16 protein-coding genes and 3 pseudogenes are annotated in these 17988 nt (G+C 29.1%); 16 read left to right on the forward strand and 3 right to left on the reverse strand.

The genetic code is table 11. The features are described 5' to 3' along the window. Positions 1-98: 98 nt before the first annotated feature. The 6 genes and pseudogenes from JJC05_RS11390 to JJC05_RS11415 all read left to right on the forward strand — a co-directional run bounded on the left by JJC05_RS11390 (position 99) and on the right by JJC05_RS11415 (position 5573). Positions 99-974 (forward strand): prephenate dehydratase, encoded by an 876-nt coding sequence (locus JJC05_RS11390; protein ID WP_105196485.1) that lies wholly within the window; start codon positions 99-101, stop codon positions 972-974. Further along, positions 974-2056 (forward strand): bifunctional 3-deoxy-7-phosphoheptulonate synthase/chorismate mutase type II, encoded by a 1083-nt coding sequence (locus JJC05_RS11395; RefSeq protein ID WP_105196484.1) that lies wholly within the window; start codon positions 974-976, stop codon positions 2054-2056. Before JJC05_RS11390 ends, JJC05_RS11395 begins: the two co-directional genes overlap by 1 nt. 97 nt (positions 2057-2153) lie before the next feature. After that, entirely contained in the window at positions 2154-3113 is a 960-nt protein-coding gene (gene rsgA, locus JJC05_RS11400; protein WP_235877414.1) for a ribosome small subunit-dependent GTPase A, read from the forward strand. A 164-nt stretch (positions 3114-3277) separates the two neighbouring features. Beyond that, positions 3278-3729: pseudogene (gene dtd, locus JJC05_RS11405) on the forward strand (D-aminoacyl-tRNA deacylase). 145 nt (positions 3730-3874) lie between these two features. Then, positions 3875-4201 (forward strand): nucleotide pyrophosphohydrolase, encoded by a 327-nt coding sequence (locus tag JJC05_RS11410; protein ID WP_105196481.1) that lies wholly within the window; start codon positions 3875-3877, stop codon positions 4199-4201. Positions 4202-4344: 143 nt separating this feature from the next. Next, positions 4345-5573 (forward strand): annotated as a pseudogene (locus JJC05_RS11415) (3-phosphoshikimate 1-carboxyvinyltransferase). Here JJC05_RS11415 and JJC05_RS11420 read toward each other — a convergent pair. Next, entirely contained in the window at positions 5563-6312 is a 750-nt protein-coding gene (locus JJC05_RS11420) for a LytR/AlgR family response regulator transcription factor (RefSeq protein ID WP_105196479.1), read from the reverse strand. The pseudogene JJC05_RS11415 and the gene JJC05_RS11420 sit on opposite strands and share 11 nt — an antisense overlap. Positions 6313-6314: 2 nt before the next feature. Next, positions 6315-9068: a sensor histidine kinase gene (locus JJC05_RS11425; RefSeq protein ID WP_235877415.1), complete on the reverse strand. Its 2754-nt coding sequence runs from the start codon at positions 9066-9068 to the stop codon at positions 6315-6317. Between the two features lie 263 nt (positions 9069-9331). On the opposite strand from JJC05_RS11425, the gene JJC05_RS11430 reads away from it, so the two are divergent. From JJC05_RS11430 to JJC05_RS11450, 5 genes are all read left to right on the forward strand, one after another. Next, on the forward strand, positions 9332-10513 hold the full coding sequence (locus JJC05_RS11430) for a hypothetical protein (RefSeq protein WP_235877416.1): 1182 nt from the start codon (positions 9332-9334) through the stop codon (positions 10511-10513). An 8-nt stretch (positions 10514-10521) separates the two neighbouring features. Then, on the forward strand, positions 10522-10953 hold the full coding sequence (locus JJC05_RS11435) for a lipocalin family protein (RefSeq protein WP_127823822.1): 432 nt from the start codon (positions 10522-10524) through the stop codon (positions 10951-10953). A 36-nt stretch (positions 10954-10989) separates the two neighbouring features. Continuing rightward, the gene (locus tag JJC05_RS11440; RefSeq protein ID WP_235877417.1) at positions 10990-11403 is read left to right on the forward strand and encodes a hypothetical protein; all 414 of its coding nucleotides are present in this window, start codon (positions 10990-10992) and stop codon (positions 11401-11403) included. 118 nt (positions 11404-11521) lie between these two features. Beyond that, a complete protein-coding gene (locus JJC05_RS11445) occupies positions 11522-12751 on the forward strand; it encodes a hypothetical protein (RefSeq protein ID WP_235877418.1) in 1230 nt (409 codons plus the stop codon). A gap of 49 nt (positions 12752-12800) precedes the next feature. After that, positions 12801-12947: a T9SS type A sorting domain-containing protein gene (locus tag JJC05_RS11450; RefSeq protein WP_258928746.1), complete on the forward strand. Its 147-nt coding sequence runs from the start codon at positions 12801-12803 to the stop codon at positions 12945-12947. 81 nt (positions 12948-13028) lie between these two features. Here JJC05_RS11450 and JJC05_RS11455 read toward each other — a convergent pair whose 3' ends face one another. Further along, positions 13029-13166, reverse strand: coding sequence for a hypothetical protein (locus tag JJC05_RS11455; RefSeq protein ID WP_164849063.1), 138 nt, complete (start codon positions 13164-13166; stop codon positions 13029-13031). A gap of 380 nt (positions 13167-13546) precedes the next feature. Here JJC05_RS11455 and JJC05_RS11460 point away from each other — a divergent pair, with 380 nt between their 5' ends. From JJC05_RS11460 to JJC05_RS11480, 5 genes and pseudogenes are all read left to right on the forward strand, one after another. Then, positions 13547-13723 (forward strand): hypothetical protein, encoded by a 177-nt coding sequence (locus JJC05_RS11460; protein ID WP_235877419.1) that lies wholly within the window; start codon positions 13547-13549, stop codon positions 13721-13723. After that, entirely contained in the window at positions 13665-15143 is a 1479-nt protein-coding gene (locus tag JJC05_RS11465; protein WP_235877420.1) for a LamG-like jellyroll fold domain-containing protein, read from the forward strand. Before JJC05_RS11460 ends, JJC05_RS11465 begins: the two co-directional genes overlap by 59 nt. A 155-nt stretch (positions 15144-15298) precedes the next feature. Beyond that, positions 15299-16348, forward strand: a complete 1050-nt coding sequence (gene queA, locus JJC05_RS11470) for a tRNA preQ1(34) S-adenosylmethionine ribosyltransferase-isomerase QueA (RefSeq protein ID WP_235877421.1) — start codon at positions 15299-15301, stop codon at positions 16346-16348. Positions 16349-17081: 733 nt separating this feature from the next. Further along, the gene (locus JJC05_RS11475) at positions 17082-17360 is read left to right on the forward strand and encodes a hypothetical protein (RefSeq protein WP_235877422.1); all 279 of its coding nucleotides are present in this window, start codon (positions 17082-17084) and stop codon (positions 17358-17360) included. A 29-nt stretch (positions 17361-17389) separates the two neighbouring features. Beyond that, a pseudogene (locus JJC05_RS11480) lies at positions 17390-17971 on the forward strand (DNA/RNA non-specific endonuclease); the annotation flags it as partial. Between the last annotated feature and the right edge of the window lie 17 nt (positions 17972-17988).

The raw sequence follows: 17988 nt of genomic DNA on the forward strand, positions 1-17988 counted from the left end.
GTTATGGTGTTAACTGAATAAGTTTAGATTTACAATACTATACAATCCCGAAGTAAAAAGCTTCGGGATTTTTTTTATTAATTTTTTATCAAAGGCGTATGAAAGTTACAGTAGCTATTCAAGGTATAAGAGGATCGTTTCATCAGCAAGTTGCTCAAAATTATTTTGGCGAAAATATTGAAATAGTTGAATGTAAGACTTTTAAGGAAGTAGCCAAACAATTAAAAAAAGGAGCAGTAGATTATGGCGTGATGGCTATAGAAAATTCTATAGCAGGGAGTTTAATTCCTAATTATGCTTTGATAGATGAAAATCAACTAAACGTGTTAGGGGAATACTTTTTAAAAATAAGTCTTAATCTAATGGCTCTTTCTGGTCAAAAAATAGAAGATATAAAAGAGGTACATTCACATCCTATTGCTTTGCTACAATGTGCTAAATTTTTAGAAAAGAATAAGCATATTAAAGTAATTGAAAGTTCGGATACCGCTATTACAGCAAAAAGAATAAGTGAAGAAAAGCGAAAAGGAATAGCTGCTTTAGCGGGACCAATAGCCTCTGAAGTATATGGATTAGAAATTTTAGCTAAAGAAATACAATCCGTGGAAAGTAGTATTACTCGTTTTATGATTTTAGGAAAAATTAAAAACGATATAAAAAAAGATAAGGTAAATAAAGCTTCTGTTAAATTTGAATTAGATAATACACCGGGAGGTTTAGCAACTGTTTTGAATGTGATGAATAATTGTAAATTAAATTTGACAAAAATCCAATCAATCCCAATTATAGAGAAACCTTTTCAATATTCTTTCTTTGTGGATGTAGTTTTTGAAAAATACTATTATTTTGAAAAAGCTAAAAATATTTTGGAATTAATGACAACTCATTTTAAACTTTTAGGTGAATATCAATCAGGAGATATGCCTTTGAATGAAAATATATATAATCATGATTTAATTTTAATGAACGTATAATGGAAATAAAGAAAGAAAATAGAAAATGGTTTGATGATCTAAAATTAAATCATCCTCTTGTAATTGCGGGGCCTTGTAGTGCCGAAACAGAAGAACAAGTTCTAGCGGTAGCACATGAATTAAAAAACAGTGATGTAAGTATTTTTAGGGCAGGTATTTGGAAACCTCGTACAAGACCGGGAGGTTTTGAAGGAGTAGGAGAAATAGGGTTAAAATGGCTAAAAAAAGCGAAAGAAGAAACAGGTTTGATGATTGCAACAGAGGTAGCAACCGCTCAACATGTAAAGTTAGCATTAGAATACGATGTAGATTTACTTTGGATAGGTGCTCGAACAACAGTTAACCCTTTTGCTGTTCAGGAAATAGCAGATGCCTTACAAAATACAGATAAAATTGTATTGCTTAAAAATCCCGTAAATCCTGATTTATCACTTTGGATAGGAGGACTGGAAAGATTATACCAAGCAGGAATAAAAAAAATAGGCGTTATTCATAGAGGATTTTCTACTTATGAAAAAACAAAATATCGTAATAATCCTGAATGGCAAATAGCTATTGATTTACAAAATAAATTTCCAGAACTAATTATAATTTGTGATCCATCTCATATTACAGGAAAAAGAGAGATGATAGAAGAAGTTTCTCAACAAGCACTTGATATGAATTTTGATGGATTAATGATCGAATCACACTGTAATCCTGATCAAGCATGGAGTGATGCACCACAACAAGTAACCCCTCCAAACTTAAAACAAATGTTTGTAGATTTAAGAGTCCGTAAGATAGATGAACCTTCAGATGATTATCACCAACGTATTTCTAAATTTAGAGCACAAATTGATGGTTTAGATGAAAAATTATTAGAAATTTTGAGCAAACGTATGAAAATAGTAGATCAAATAGGATTGCTTAAAAAAGAAAAAAACGTAGCTATCTTACAAAATAATCGTTGGAATGAAATTCTTGAAAAAATAATTGCAGATGGAGAAGAAAAAGGACTAAGTGAAGAATTTGTATTAAAAATATTCAAATCGATTCACCAAGAAAGTATTGCTCATCAAGAGAAAGTATATAAATCTTAATATATTAGAATGAGGATTCGTGATTTTTGATTTTTGATTTAACTACATTTGTAATTGTTTTTAATTAAAAATCATTAATCCTCAATCGTTAATTTAAATGACAGGAATTGTTTATAAATCTACTGGGAGTTGGTATACAGTAAAAACCGAAAAAAATCAATTTTTAGAATGCCGTATAAAAGGGAAATTTCGTATAAAAGGAATTAAAAGTACCAATCCTATAGCAGTAGGAGATAGTGTAGATTATGAATTAGAAACTTCTGCTGATCAAACGGTTGGAGTTATAACTAAGATTCACGATAGAAAAAATTATATTGTTCGTAAGTCCGTAAACCTTTCTAAACAAACACACATTATCGCATCTAATATAGATGTCGTATTTTTGTTAGTTACCATTAATAATCCCGTAACAACAACCAGCTTTATTGATCGCTTTTTAGTAACAGCAGAAGCTTACGGTATAGAAGCTGTTTTAGTATTCAATAAAATAGATACCTATGATGATAAAACACTTGATGATCAATTATATCTTCAGTATGTATATGCCAATATTGGATATCAATGTTTAAGAGTTTCGGCTAAAAATGGCAAAGGAATTGATGATTTAAAATCATTAATGAAAGACAGAACTTCTATGTTTTCAGGACATTCAGGCGTAGGAAAGTCAACGTTAGTCAATGCCTTAGAACCTACATTGAATTTAAAAACTAAAGAAATCTCTGAGCAACATCAGCAAGGTCAGCATACTACAACCTTTGCCGAAATGTTTGATCTGGGATTTGGAGCTAGAATTATAGATACACACGGTATTCGTGGTTTTGGAGTAGTAGATATGGAAAAGCAAGAAATAGGAGATTATTTCCCTGAATTTTTCGCTTTAAAAGAGCAGTGTAAATTTAATAATTGTTTGCATAAAGAAGAACCTCATTGCGCTGTAAAAGAAGCTTTAGATGCTGATGAAATAGCTTGGTCAAGATATAATTCATATCTGCAAATTTTAGAAGGTGATGATGAAACCTACAGAAATGATATATATAAAAATAATGATGAGGTATAAAAATAATGATGAGGTATAAAACTAAGTTGAAAAATTTATAATGTACTAAATAGTTTCTTTATCTTCCTTTTTAAACAAATAAAAGGAAAAAGTTTAAAAAAGATTGTAAAATACAAACATATAAAATCAACTAAAATTTATTCAAACGCAAAATATTAATAGATATGAAAGTTGTAATTCAACGTGTTTCAGAAGCTTCCGTAACTATAGAAAAAGAAGTTGTTGCAAAAATAAAACAAGGACTTTTGATCTTAGTTGGAATGGAAGATTTAGATAATCAAGAAGATGCTGTTTGGTTAAGTTCAAAGATTGTAAACCTTCGTATTTTTGATGATGAAGAGGGAATTATGAATCGTTCTATCAAGGATATAGAGGGAGATATTATAATAGTAAGTCAATTTACATTACATGCTCAAACCAAAAAGGAAATCGCCCTAGCTATATAAAAGCCTCAAAGCCTGATATAGCCATTCCTCTATATGAATCATTCGTTAAGCAAATAGAAATTGATCTTGAAAAACCAGTTCAAACAGGACAATTTGGAGCAGATATGAAAGTTGCTTTAGTAAATGATGGTCCCGTAACCATAATAATTGATACAAAAAATAAAGAATAGGAAAGAAACTTATAACAAGAATCATTTATACAACTTTAAATAAAAAGATAAAGGTTTCATAGAATTTATAATTTGAAATAAATGACGTATTCGAACTTTATTTTAGAATCTTGATAATTTTGTTTAATACTTAAAAAAGGTAATTATGAATATAAAAAACGCGCAACAAGAAGTAGATAATTGGATAAAAAACCACGGTGTACGTTATTTTAATGAATTAACCAACATGGCTCAACTTACAGAAGAAGTAGGAGAAGTAGCCAGAATTATAGCTCGAAGATATGGAGAACAGTCAGAAAAAGAAAGTGACAAAAATAAAGACTTAGGAGAAGAATTAGCCGATGTAGTTTTTGTCGTTTTATGTTTAGCTAATCAAACAGGTGTTGATTTACAAGCCGCCTTTGATAAAAAAATGGATTTAAAAACAAAACGAGATCATGATCGTCATCATAACAATGAAAAGTTAAAATAGTATTAAGTTTTCCAATTGTTTTTATAGGCTGCATTTATAAAAATATTTGAAAATCAATATTTTAAAGAAGGGCAATTTTAATAAAACAAAGTATAGAGGAATTTGTGTAAATAAATTTTTTATCATCTGAATAGATTTAAATAGTGGAAATAAAACTTCGAAAATCAGTTGTTAATAACCAACAAAAAACGATTAAAATAACAGGGAGTAAATCAGAAACCAATAGATTGTTATTATTACAAGCACTATATCCTAGTATTATTGTAGAAAATACTTCCAATTCAGATGATTCAGATGTGATGCAAAAGGCTTTAAATGAGTTAACTGAAAAGTCAGTTGATGTGCATCATGCAGGAACTGCTATGCGTTTCTTGACAGCCTTTTTTGCAATTCAAGAAGGAAAAGAAATGATACTAACAGGATCTTCTCGTATGAAAGAGCGACCTATTAAAATTTTGGTAGAAGCCTTACAACAATTAGGAGTTGAAATTTCATATTTAGAAAAAGAAGGTTTCCCTCCTATAAAAATAAAAGGAAGAAAAATAAAAAAAAATCAAGTTGCGTTACCAGCCAATGTAAGCAGCCAGTATATTTCAGCTTTGCTTTTAATTGCACCAAAATTGGAAGAAGGCTTAGTATTACATTTAGAAGGACAGATTACCTCTATTCCGTATATTAAAATGACTTTGTCATTGTTAAATGAAATGGGAATTCAGACCTCTTTTGAAGAAAATATTATTAAAGTTAATTCAAACTTCAAACTTCAAACTTCAAACTTCATAGTAGAGTCTGACTGGAGTTCAGCATCTTATTGGTACTCTATTATAGCACTTTCGGAGTTAGGAACCCAATTAACCCTTTCTAGTTACAAAAAAATAGTTTACAAGGCGATGCAGCACTAGTAAAAATCTATCAATATTTTGGTGTAGAAACCCTTTTTAATGATAATTCCATAATATTAACAAAAAAAACACCTCACGCAGCGTTTATATCCCTTGACTTAAACAATTGTCCTGATATTGCTCAGACAATTACAGTAACTTGTTTAGGTCTTAGAGTAAGATGTGATTTGTATGGTTTGCATACCTTAAAAATAAAAGAAACAGATCGTTTAGAAGCTTTAAAAATAGAACTAACTAAATTAGGAGCTGATATTATAATTACGGATGAATCATTACATTTAAAACCTCCTACAATTATTAATGAAAATGTTATTATCAAAACCTATCAAGATCATAGGATGGCAATGGCCTTTGCCCCACTTGCTCTTCAAGTACCAATCATAATAGAAGAGGCCGAGGTAGTGAGTAAGTCATATCCCGATTTTTGGAATGATTTAGCAACAGTTGGTTTTTGTTACACTAGCGTTTAATAATTTCTATAGCTTTTAAAATGGTTTGTATTTTATCTGTTGCAATGGGTAAATGTAGACCATTTTGTGTTTCAATACTTCCACCATCTGATTTATTATATGATTTTATATAATTTGTGTTAAGAATAAAAGATTTATGAATACGAATAAAATTTTTTTGCTCACAAATAATATCTTCAAAGTTTTTAAGATTTCTACTTACAAGTAATTTTTCATTATTGGTAAAATGAATCTCGGAATAAGCACCTTCTCCTTTTATAAGTAAAATATTATGAACTTCAATGAAAACTAAACTGTTACCTGATGGAACCGCTATTTTTTTAAAAGTATCTTCTTTTATATTTTCTTTTAAAATTTGATATCTTTCCATTTTGTCTTTTTCTTTCGTAAAACGAGTCGTAGCATCTATTAATTCTTTAGGATTTATAGGTTTAAGAAGATAATCTATGGCCGAAAATTTAAATGCTTGTATAGCATATTCTTGATAGGCTGTAGTAAAAATAATTTTAAAATTTATTTCATTCTCATCAAAAAAATCCAATAATTCCAGACCACTATGTCCGGGCATTTCAATGTCTAAAAAAATTAAATCAGGTTTGTTTTTTCGAATAGATTTTACACCTTCAGGTAAGTTTTCACATTCTGCTATTATGTTTATTTGAGAACAATATTCTTTTATTAAAAGAGCTAGATTTAATCGAGCTCTTTTTTCATCATCTATAATAATGGCATTTATCATATTTATAAAGGAATTTGAATGATTACTAGAGTGCCATTTGGCAATTGATTTTCCGTTAACTTGTCAATAATTTCGATTGAAATATTCTTTTGATTATATTCATTTAATAAATCTATTCGATTTTGTAAGGCATTAGTAGCAAATGATTGATGTTTTTTGTTTTTAATCTCGTTCAGTTCTTGACTCTTTTTTCTACCAATTCCGTTATCTTCAATTGAAATGTTTAAAACTTTATTTTGTATAGTAAAATTTAGATGTAGTTCCTTTGTCCCAATTTTATGTAATAAGCCATGTTTGAGTGCATTTTCAACATAAGGTTGGAGTAGCATAGAAGGAATCTTTATTGTATCTATATCAAGATCTGATTGCGTTTTAATTGAAAATAAGAAATCGTCTTCAAAACGAGCTTTTTCAATTTCTAAATACAATCTCAATGTTTTAATTTCATCCGAAATATTTATCCAATCTTTATCTGTCATCTCTAAAATAATACGTGTTAGATTTGAAAATTTTGACAAATACTCAATTGCTTCATTTTTTTCATTAGCTATAATATAAGACTGTAAGGTATTCAATGCGTTAAAGAAAAAATGAGGATTCATTTGAGATTTTAATGCTCTCAAATTAGATTGGTTTACATTTTTTTCTAAATGGATCTTATCTAAAAGCAACTGATTTCTTTTTTTTATTTTAGCTAATTGCCATTTTAAAAAGGAATAGATTAATCCTATAAAAAATAAAATCACTAAACAAATGAAAGAATACGATAACCAAAAAGGTTTACTAATATTTAAAGTGAGTTTTGTTATAACCGATTTTTTACCATTGGCTACCGTTTGAAATTTTAAAGAATGTTTACCAGAAGATAAAGAGTTTAATAATAAATTACGAGCATCCTCATCTGTCAAAATCCAAGAAGAATCATCTATTGAATAGTATAATTTATTTTTCTGATTAGGAATATAAGATAATATAGAATAATTTAAGTTAATGGTGTTTTCAGTATAATGTAAATGCCCCAAATTATCAAGATCGATTAGTTTACCATTTACTAGTGCTGAATTGAGAATTAATTTAGCAGGAAAATTTTTTCTTTTATTTTTCTTAGGAATAGAAAGAAACCCTTTTGAAGTTACCCCTATTATATTGTTATTTAATTCAATTAGATCTGAAATTTCATGCTCTGGACTTATAGAAATTATTTTTTCAATATGATGAGTCCTTAAATTAAATGAGTAAAGACTGAAAGAAGTAATGATATATAATGTTGAATTTAAAAATTTAATCTTATTAATAGATTCATTATTTATGTATTGTTGTATAGAAACTTGCGTTATATGATTGTCAGAAGTTATGATGTATAATTTTTCAGTACTGGTTATAGCATAAATTTTATCTCCTATGTTCTTTATTTTGGAAAAAAATAATTTTTCCTTTTTTAACTTTATTTCAAATATTTTGTCTTTAACAACAGCAAACAACCCATTGTTGGTGGCATAATAAATAGTGTTATTAAAAGGATTATAAGTAGCTGATTTACCTTGAACCCCATTTATAATAGGAATAATAGTTTGAGTATCATTTTTAGTCCAGAAATCCCATTCATTTTTACTAGTTGCATTTTTTAACAAACCACAAACGCCACTTGCAGCAAATACATAATATTTTTCATTTAGCTTTTGAGCATCTTTTAAAGCAATTATATTTTCTTCCTTTAGTTGATTTTTTAAATTAATCTTTTTAAAAGTATTAGAAGTAAAAAAAAGATGCTGTAAGTCAGATGATAAAAAATATATTTCATGATTACTTCTCCCATCAAATATTCTTTCGAAATTCTTTAAACAAAGATCACCTTTATATAGTTTGTCATCAGCAGATCCAATAAAAATAGATTCATCATTTGTTGAGATGGTTAGTGGTTTTTTGTCAAAAGAGACAAAGTTATTATGTAGATTAGGAACTAATAAAAGACCTTTGTCAAGAGTAGAAAACCAATAATTTTCTTCTTTATCTTTAAAAACATACGAGATATTGAAATCTTTTAAATAAGTATTTCGTGTATTAATGCTCCCGTTAAGGGACTTAATAGCACCTTGTGTTGTACAAATCCAATTAAAAGTCTTATCAAAAGCTAAATTTTGAATAAATGTGAAATTTCCAGTTATTTTTCGTTTATAAAATTTATTCTTCTTAATTTCAAAAAAATAATCAGCATATTTAGAAACAAGTAATAAACCGTTCATGCTTTCTTGTAAAATAGGAGCAGGATAATTTTTATAAACCTCTTTAGGAATAGGAAAAATTTGAATAGATAGATTAGGCTCTACTACCGTAAAAGAATCTCCTAAAAGATAAAATGTAGAATTTGAAAAATGAGTGGCAAATAACTTTTGGGTATTAAAGGCCACTTTTTTATAAATATTTAAGTTCTTTAAATCATAAAAAACAATATAATTTTTTTGTAAAACAATAAGATGCTTTGCCGTAATTCCAAATTTTACAAAACCAATTGTACTCGTATTATGAAGACTTTTTAGTTGATTATTTTCAACGTAGTACAAATAACCATCAAAGTTACTGTACCATATACGACCATAAGCGTCCTCTTGTATAGAAGATCCAGAAATAGATGTTTGATTATCATTGGTATAAGTCAAAAAATATTTACCATCGTACTTGCAAAGTCCCTTATTTGTAGCAAACCACATAAAGCCTTTATGATCTTGAAAAATGTCATACACACTATTAGAAGGCAATCCTTTTGATTGATCAATTTTATAATAAAACGGATTTTGTCCCTTGCAAGATACAGAGTAAAGAAAGATAATAATTGTTAATAATCTTATATAAAGCATAACAACAAAAATAAATTTTTTACTACAACAATACTTTATCAGTTAACCAAAAGAGACTTAGAGTTAACGAAATTTATTGGTTAACTGAAAAACAGGTTTTATAAACTGCCCAAAAGTACAAGCACTACTCGTCATACTTTTGTATCATAAAAATCAAAAATCCTATGAATACAAAATTAATCAAAGCGATATTCTTATTGTTATTAATAACGAACATGCCCATGAGTCATGCTCAGTTTGGTAAATTGTTAAACAAAGTGGCTGAAAAAGCTTTAGGATCACCAGAAAGTGATGTAAAAAAAGCAATTATACCTGATAAAAAAGATTTAAAAGCACTAGAGGAAGATGCAGGGGATCCTTTTTTAGAAAGTCAGAATTTTAAAAAAGAAGGACCAAGCGGAATTTATTATGCTTCTATACCATTAGGAATAAAAAGCTTAGTAGATGATAAAATATTAGCCATTAAAAAAATTTATTTAGAATTTGATGACTCAAATTGTAAAGCTAATATGTATACCCGATACCATTTTAAAAAGAAAAATGGGAATCCTATTATAGATACACAATATACAAGTTGGATTAGTTCTGGTATTAGCGGAAAAGCTAAAGCAATGCTTTTACAACAAATGCGGTCTAAAGGAATAGTACACTACAGAGAATGTTATATGCCAGATATTGCGTATGTTCAATACCAAAGTAAAAACCCTGTAGAGGGTGTGAAGAAAGGAGAAATTAGAGGATTGTTGCAACTAGAACCGGGATTGTTTTATGCTTCAGATGAGCCTTATGCAGCTTCTGGAGGAAATCCTTATGGGCACAATCTATTTGAAGGACAACAATATTTATTCTTTTATAAAATAGGTATGGAAGATAAAATTAAAAACTATCCAGCAACAAAAATCGCTCAGATTTTTCAAGATATAGAAAAGAAAAAAGAAGAAGCATATACCGCTGGAAATTCTTTACCTAAAAAGGCAACACCTGCGCAAGTACCCACTCAAAAAGAGATATTAGAAGCTATAAAAAAACGAACAACCGATTACAATTGGAAAGAAACACCTATTTATGGATATTCAATAGGAGAATGGGAACCTCAGTATAAAAATTTGCACAATGGAAATGGAGAATATCTAAAAACATTAACCTCTAGAATCATGCCTATCGTAGCAGTATTTAAAAAAATAGATGGGACTTGTGGATTTATGAATATGCAAATAGAACAACAAAACGCCTATTTAAGAGCGGGTGACTTAAAAGAAAATTATTTAACTCCTCCAACTGATTACGCTAATTCAGGGATGGATCCAATTTCTTGTGATAAAGCCAATATGTATAAATTTAAATAAATATAAAAATGAAAAATGTATTAAAAATAGCTTTTCTACTTGTCGTAACCATTATTTCAAACGCCTGTTCTAAAGAAGAAGAAAAAAAGAATGAAATACCTATGCCGACAATAGTAGGAAAATGGGAATTTTCTAAAAAAATAGATTATAACGAATTAGGACAAGAACAATTTAGAGACTATGTTAATAAATGTGGGACATCAAAAGATTATCTATTAATAGAATTAAATAAATCTTATACAGAAGCAATCACACCTTCAAACTGTCAGGCAGAAATTAATAAAACAACTTATGTTTATGAAAACAACGAATTAAAATTAGTAGATTTTTCTTATAAATTAAAAATAATCTCTCTAACTGCCAATGAATTAAAAGTGCAATACCTAAATAATTCAAAGTCAAGAGCAGGAATAGATACTTACCTATTAATAAAAAAATAAAAATGTTTTCTGAGCCAGTTAAAACTTTTTATTAAAATGAAAATAATCAGTAAAAATAAATTAGAAATTTTTTTAGTCTTTTTTTATACTATGATTTTTATCGGAATTTTTTATTCCTGTAATCATGTAAAAGAAAATAAATTCAGGCAGAGATCAAAAAGAATAAAAAAAGAAAAACGAGTAAACTCTAAAAAAAATAAAATAAACCCTTATGATGTAGTAATAATAATTCCTACACAAAAACAATTAGATAGTTTACAACTTAACATGAGTGAAGATGAATACCTATCTTTTATAGATGACAATATTTTTTATATTAATGAAGCTAAAGAATATTGCGAAAACATTCATTCAATAGTACAGGAAATAGAATCTGGAAAACCATTAAATTTTATTACGAAAAGGGGATTCAATTCCCCATTTCTACCAAGGGACTACTATGGGAAATAATTGTTTTTAATGGTGTTACCCCGCCAGAATATATAGATTGTACTAACCTACAACAAGAAATTATGAGCGTTTATAATAAATCAAAAAATGAATAAAAGATAATAAAATATTTAAATAGATGAAAATAAACAAATCAATACTAATCATAATAACATTATTGTTTTATGGCATAACTACCGCACAAACTTATGGTACAATTGGCTATATAAAAGCGGGAGCTACAGGGAACGGAACCTCGTGGTCAGACGCATCAGGAGATCTTCAAGCCCTAATAAATACTAGACGTTATTCTCAAATTTGGGTTGCAGGAGGAACATACAAACCTAACAGAAAAGCAGACGATTTAAATACAATTACCCCCAATAATCAGCATAATGCTTTCGTAATATCAGGTGTAATTAGTATTTATGGAGGCTTTGCAGGAACTGAAGTAAGTCTAAACGAAAGAAACTTATCCCTAGCTTCTAATGAAAGTATACTAAGCGGAGATTTAGGTATTGAACAAATGTCTAGAGACAACGCTTACCATGTTGTTATTCTTTCGGGTTATGCAACTCTTGATGGACTTACGATAGCAAACGGTGTTGCATCATGTTATGGAAACTGTATTACGGTAGATAGACATGATATAGACGGAAGAAGAGGAGGAGGAATATATACTATTGAATCAAAAAATACGATCTCTAATGTTACAATCCGAAATAATTGGGCAGAAGCAGAAGGAGGCGGAATGTACCTAGGAAGAAGTCCCGATATTAGAACTAATTTAACATTAATTAACACCGTTTTTTGGAATAACTCTACAACAGGAAAAGGAGGTGCTATTTTTGCGTTATCATCCCAACCCAAAATTACAAATTGCGTATTTTCTGGCAATTATGCTCAAAATGGTGGCGGTGGAATTTGTGCTAGAGAATCTTTAGCCAGTATTTATAATACCATATTTCATCAAAATAATGCCCGATGGGAAACATTAGGACATGACATTTTTGTAGATGATTATAACTATCCAGTTGGAACCGTTTTTATATATCCTGATGTACATTATTCTATTTTACAAAATTATAGACTCAATGCGTACTATAATAACAATTATGTTGGCAATTATCAGCCATTTAAAGATCCGCTAAATGGTGATTTTACACTAACTAAAACATCTTTTTCCGTTTATGATACAGGAACCAACTCAGTTCCGTGTATAACCCTGCCTACTAGAGATAAAGCAGGTAATCAACGCATCGTTAATCAGATAATTGATAGAGGAGCTTATGAGTATAAAAGTTATAGAACAATGAAAGAAGCTCCTACTCAAAAAAAAAAGAGAAGACAAACTACTGCTTTTCCCTAACCCAGCCAGTGATGATTTAAATATAGAGATAGAAAGTGATATAAAACAGATGGTAATATACAATGAACAAGGACAGCAAGTCTTTTTGGGTACCCAGAAAAAAGAAAATATCAGTTGTTTAAATAATGGCGTTTATACGATAAAAATAGAAGATGAACAAGGTGAAATTAGAACAACTAAGTTTCTGAAAAAATAATAGTTTTAACACAGATTCCACATTAGACTTCGTTGTGAAAAATAAAGTTGAATAGATTTTTAATACGGAATTCTATCTAACTTATTTTAAGTAATTGATAAAAATTAAAATCTCTAATTTGATTTTATCTTGTCCTATGGCTACAAAATGAGAACGTGATCCGACATTAATTGCTGCCACATTGGGATTTACAATTCGCATTTTTTCGAAACTTTTCATAAATTTTCTTTTTATTAAAATGCGAGGAAATGTAATATCTTAGCTAAAATTATTCTATACGAGATAACATGGTGTTTGATCATTGATTGTCTCAAAGGGCTTCCATTTGGAAGCCTTTTTACATTTCAGCCAAAATTTGGAGGGGATAAATTCATCATTTTTTACATAGGCTTTGCTCGCAAGTGCAAGTTAGCTCTCATTTGTCAAAGAATAATACTTTCTTGAAATCTGGGTTAAATAATATAGCAAAACATATTTCTTATTATTCTAAAAAAACAAGACTTTGAGTACATTATTATGTTAACTGAAAATAAGGTTTGGTAAACTCAATCCTTATTTTTTTTTGTATCGATCTATTTTTGACTAAAAGTTTAATTATCATGAAAAAAATTTTACAAATTTTAGTTTTAGGGACTACTCTTTTAGTTAATGCGCAAACCCCCATTTATCATTTTAATTTTGATAATACATTATCAGACATAAACAACACTGTTCGTTTTGTACCTAATCCGAGGAGTTGTAAGTACAGCAAATCCTACCTATCTAAGTGGTTATAATGGATCAATAGGTTTACAAGTGAACGGCACTTTTAATGTTCAGGCTAATCTTCCTAATCTACCACAAGGAAACAATCCTAGAACGGTTATGATACGTGTTCGTTCATTTCCTATAAATGGAGTAGAAAATCCGCTTTTTCATTACGGTTCCATAGCTTCTCTAGAATCTTTTGGGTTAAAACATGATGAGGTTAATTCAGGAAATATAACCAGTTTTTGTGGTGGGAGTGGAAATCAGAGAACCATTACGCCAGATGAAATGGATGTCAATCAATTTTATTTACTAACCGTGACGTATGATGGAACAAACATCAAAGTTTATAGGAATTCAAAACAATTATTTAGCTACTCTATAAATTTGAATACAAATGGAACCCTTTTTAAAATCGGTCAATTTTTACAAGATGTTAGTACTTACAACTCCGTTGGATTTAGAATAGATGATTTAAAAATATTTGACACCTGCCTAACAATAAATCAAATTAGCAAAGAATACGTATACCATTCGGATTTAAATAATGGATTAGTAGCATTTTATGATTTTGAAAATAATTTAAATAGTCACAACGGATTACATAATTTTCAACCTAATGGAACAATTGGATATGCCGCAAGTATAGATGGAGGAAAAGCAGTTTCTTTTAGCGAAACAGGGTTGATATATAACACAAGTTTAAATACCGCATTAAGCCAACAAAATTACACAATCTGTTTTTGGGAATACAGACCAAGACCAGCAACAACTTTATACAGTACAAGCTATGAAATTTTTGGATCCCAATATTTTAGAGAAAGACAAGGGAGCTTAAGGATTTCAGCGGCATATGATGCCACTAATAGTTTGCCAGAAATTCAATTGCGAAACACTACTTTTTTAGGGTTATGGAAACACTACGCAATTACTTTTTCAAAATTAGGATCCAGTACTAATATAGCTGTTTACGAAGATGGAATTTTTAAAATGTCAACAAATATAACTCAAGCAGCAAACCTGTATAAATTTAATGATAAATTTACTATAGGAAGTGGAACAGATGCAGCTGGAAACTTTATGAACGTTAAGAATGCAAATCTTTCTATTGATAAATTTTTTATTTATAATAGAGTTTTAAAAGAATATGAAATCAATTTAATTAAAGACCAGCATCAAAACGCATTAAACTACACTTCCTTATCTTCGTCCGAATTTAATCCAAAAACGCTAAAAATTACACTCTATCCAAATCCTGTTAATCAATTTCTAAATATTGATGTTGAAAATGAAATAAAATCAATCGAAATATACAACCTACAAGGACAAAAAATAGTACAATTTAAAAACAGACAAATAGATATGACCGATTTTAAAGAAGGAATATATTTATTAAAAATAGAAGATACAAATGACAAAATCATAACGAAACATATTATAAAAAGGTAATCATTTTTATATAAATCCATTCAAGAGGGAGTAAAGTAAAAAAGGATAAAAAAATAAATCCTAATTTACTTGACAACCCCTCTTTGCAATTGTATATTTGCCCCTTGATTTTCAGAAGACTTCTGGAATTTAATTTCTAAAATTTAAAATAAAGTATGAAGTTATCCAATTTCAATTTTAATTTACCAGCTGAACTATTAGCTGAATACCCTGCGGAAAATCGTGATGAATCTCGTTTAATGGTAGTGCACCGTAAAACAGGAGAAATAGAACACAAATTATTCAAGGATATAATTGAATATTTTGATGAAGGGGATGTAATGGTAGTAAATAATACTAAAGTATTCCCTGCTCGTCTTTATGGAAATAAAGAAAAAACGGGTGCTCGTATTGAGGTATTCCTATTAAGAGAATTAAATGCAGAACAACGTTTGTGGGATGTATTAGTAGATCCAGCTCGTAAAATTCGTATTGGAAACAAATTGTATTTTGGTGATGACGATTCTTTAGTAGCAGAAGTAATTGATAATACAACTTCTCGAGGGAGAACATTACGCTTCTTATATGATGGTTCTTATGAAGAATTCCGACAAAAATTGGTAGATTTAGGAGAAACACCTATTCCAAAGTATATTAATAGAGAAGTAACAGAAGAAGATGCAGAACGTTATCAAACTATTTATGCTAAAGAAGAAGGGGCGGTTGCAGCACCAACCGCTGGTTTACACTTTTCTAAACATTTAATGAAACGTTTAGAGATAAAAGGAATTAATTTTGCTGAGGTAACCCTACACGTAGGTTTAGGAACTTTTAACCCAGTAGAAGTAGAAGATTTATCAAAACATAAAATGGATTCAGAAGAAGTTTTAATCTCAGATGAAGCTTGTGAAACTGTTAATAAAGCTAAATTAAATAAAAAACGAGTATGTGCTATAGGAACTACTACCATGCGCGCTATGGAAAGTTCTGTTTCATCCAATAAAACACTAAACTCTTACCGGGGATGGACTAATAAATTTATTTTTCCTCCTTATGATTTCTCGGTTGCAGATTGTATGGTTACCAATTTTCATACACCTAAATCAACTTTATTAATGATGATTTCCGCTTTTTGTGGACATGATCTTATGATGAAAGCTTATAAAGAGGCAGTAGAACAAAAATACCGTTTTTATTCATACGGTGATGCAATGTTAATTTTATAAAAATTACTTTCATAAATACACAAAGGGTTGTTTAAAATATAAAACTACTTAATTACTTATTGTTTTAATTCAGATAAGATATCATCTTCGTGTTGGTTCATCTTTCAATAAAAGTAAAACGATATAAAATAAAAAAGTAAGATATGTTTTTAAGCAACCCTTTGCATCATTTTACCCCAGATCCCACATTAGATTGCGTTATGAAATGAAAATTTTCAATAAATTTAAGTACTTATCTGAAAGTTTTAGAAGAAGAAATAAAGAACTATTGAGGTAATCTGGGTTAAAATTAGCGGACATACTTGAATTGGAAGAAAATAAAGAGAACTAGATTGATTTTCACAATTCACTCCGTTCAAGTCTGATGTCAGAATTGGGACTTAAGTACTCTACACTTTAATAAAAAATGATTTCCAAATAAATTTTAAATACTCAAAGAAAAATAGAGTAACAATATCTTTTTTGGATTTATACTTCTTGAAATAGGCTTTAAAAAATGTGTTTAAAATAGCCCTTTCATTTTAATATTTTTGCTCTGACAAGTAAAAAAATCAGATATAAAGAGTTATTTAACTTTGATTTTATTGATAAATGTTGTTTTTGAATGAAGCTAAAAATATTTTAAAAAGCGTCCGTTAAAAGTGTATTTTGTTTTGTTTCATAACGTTAGCTTAACATTAAAATAGAATATAAGAAGTACCTTTGCCGGAATTTTAAAAAAACCTAATAAAAAATGAAAAAAATTAAAAGACTAACCTGTCTTATTTTAGCATGCCAAACATTAGTATTCTGTTCTCGTGACAATGAAACAGATAGTTCAAGTGTTGAAGTTAAAGCAGAAAATCAAAGAAAAATTGTAAAAGCATCATCTGTTGATAATGGTGATATGATGCTAGGAAATCCATCTAAAGCTAATCAAGAAGATTATAATAACTATCTATTAGGGAAAGAAAATTATACACTTTCTTATAATAATAAAAAGGAACGCCTAACTGGACAAGTTGGCATTTAGATTATAGAAACTTAGGTTCTACTAGTAGAGCTAATGATTTTAGAGCAGATACAGGATTAAATGGTTCTTTCTTTTTAGTTTCTCCAACTCATTATAAGGATAGTGGTTTTGATCGTGGTCACATGTGTCCTTCAGCAGATAGAACAAACACTTTTCAAGCAAATTCAGAAACATTCTTGATGACCAATATGGTACCTCAATCACCTAAAAATAACCAACAAACTTGGGAAGGTTTAGAGGAACGTTTAAGACAATTTGTTAGAAATGATGATAAAGAAGTTTATATTATTGCAGGTCCTTATGGACAAGGCGGTACAGGTAAAAATGGAGGTGTAACTAAGTTCTTAGCGAATGGTAAAATTTGTGTTCCTTCTAGTACTTGGAAAATAGCAGTAATTTTAGATGAAGGAAATGATGATTTAACACGTATTGATGAAAATACTACAATCATTGCAATTGATGTTCCAAATAATCAAAATATAGATAGAGATTGGAAAAAATATATTGTAAAAGTATCTGATATTGAGCAAAAAACAGGGTTTTCTTTCTTTTCAAGTATGACATCCACTCTTGCTAAAAAATTAAAAGCGAAGACATATTCAGGAAAATAATAATATCACAAAAAATG

The sequence above is a fragment of the Flavobacterium davisii genome, assembly GCF_019565505.1.
Lineage (GTDB): Bacteria > Bacteroidota > Bacteroidia > Flavobacteriales > Flavobacteriaceae > Flavobacterium > Flavobacterium davisii.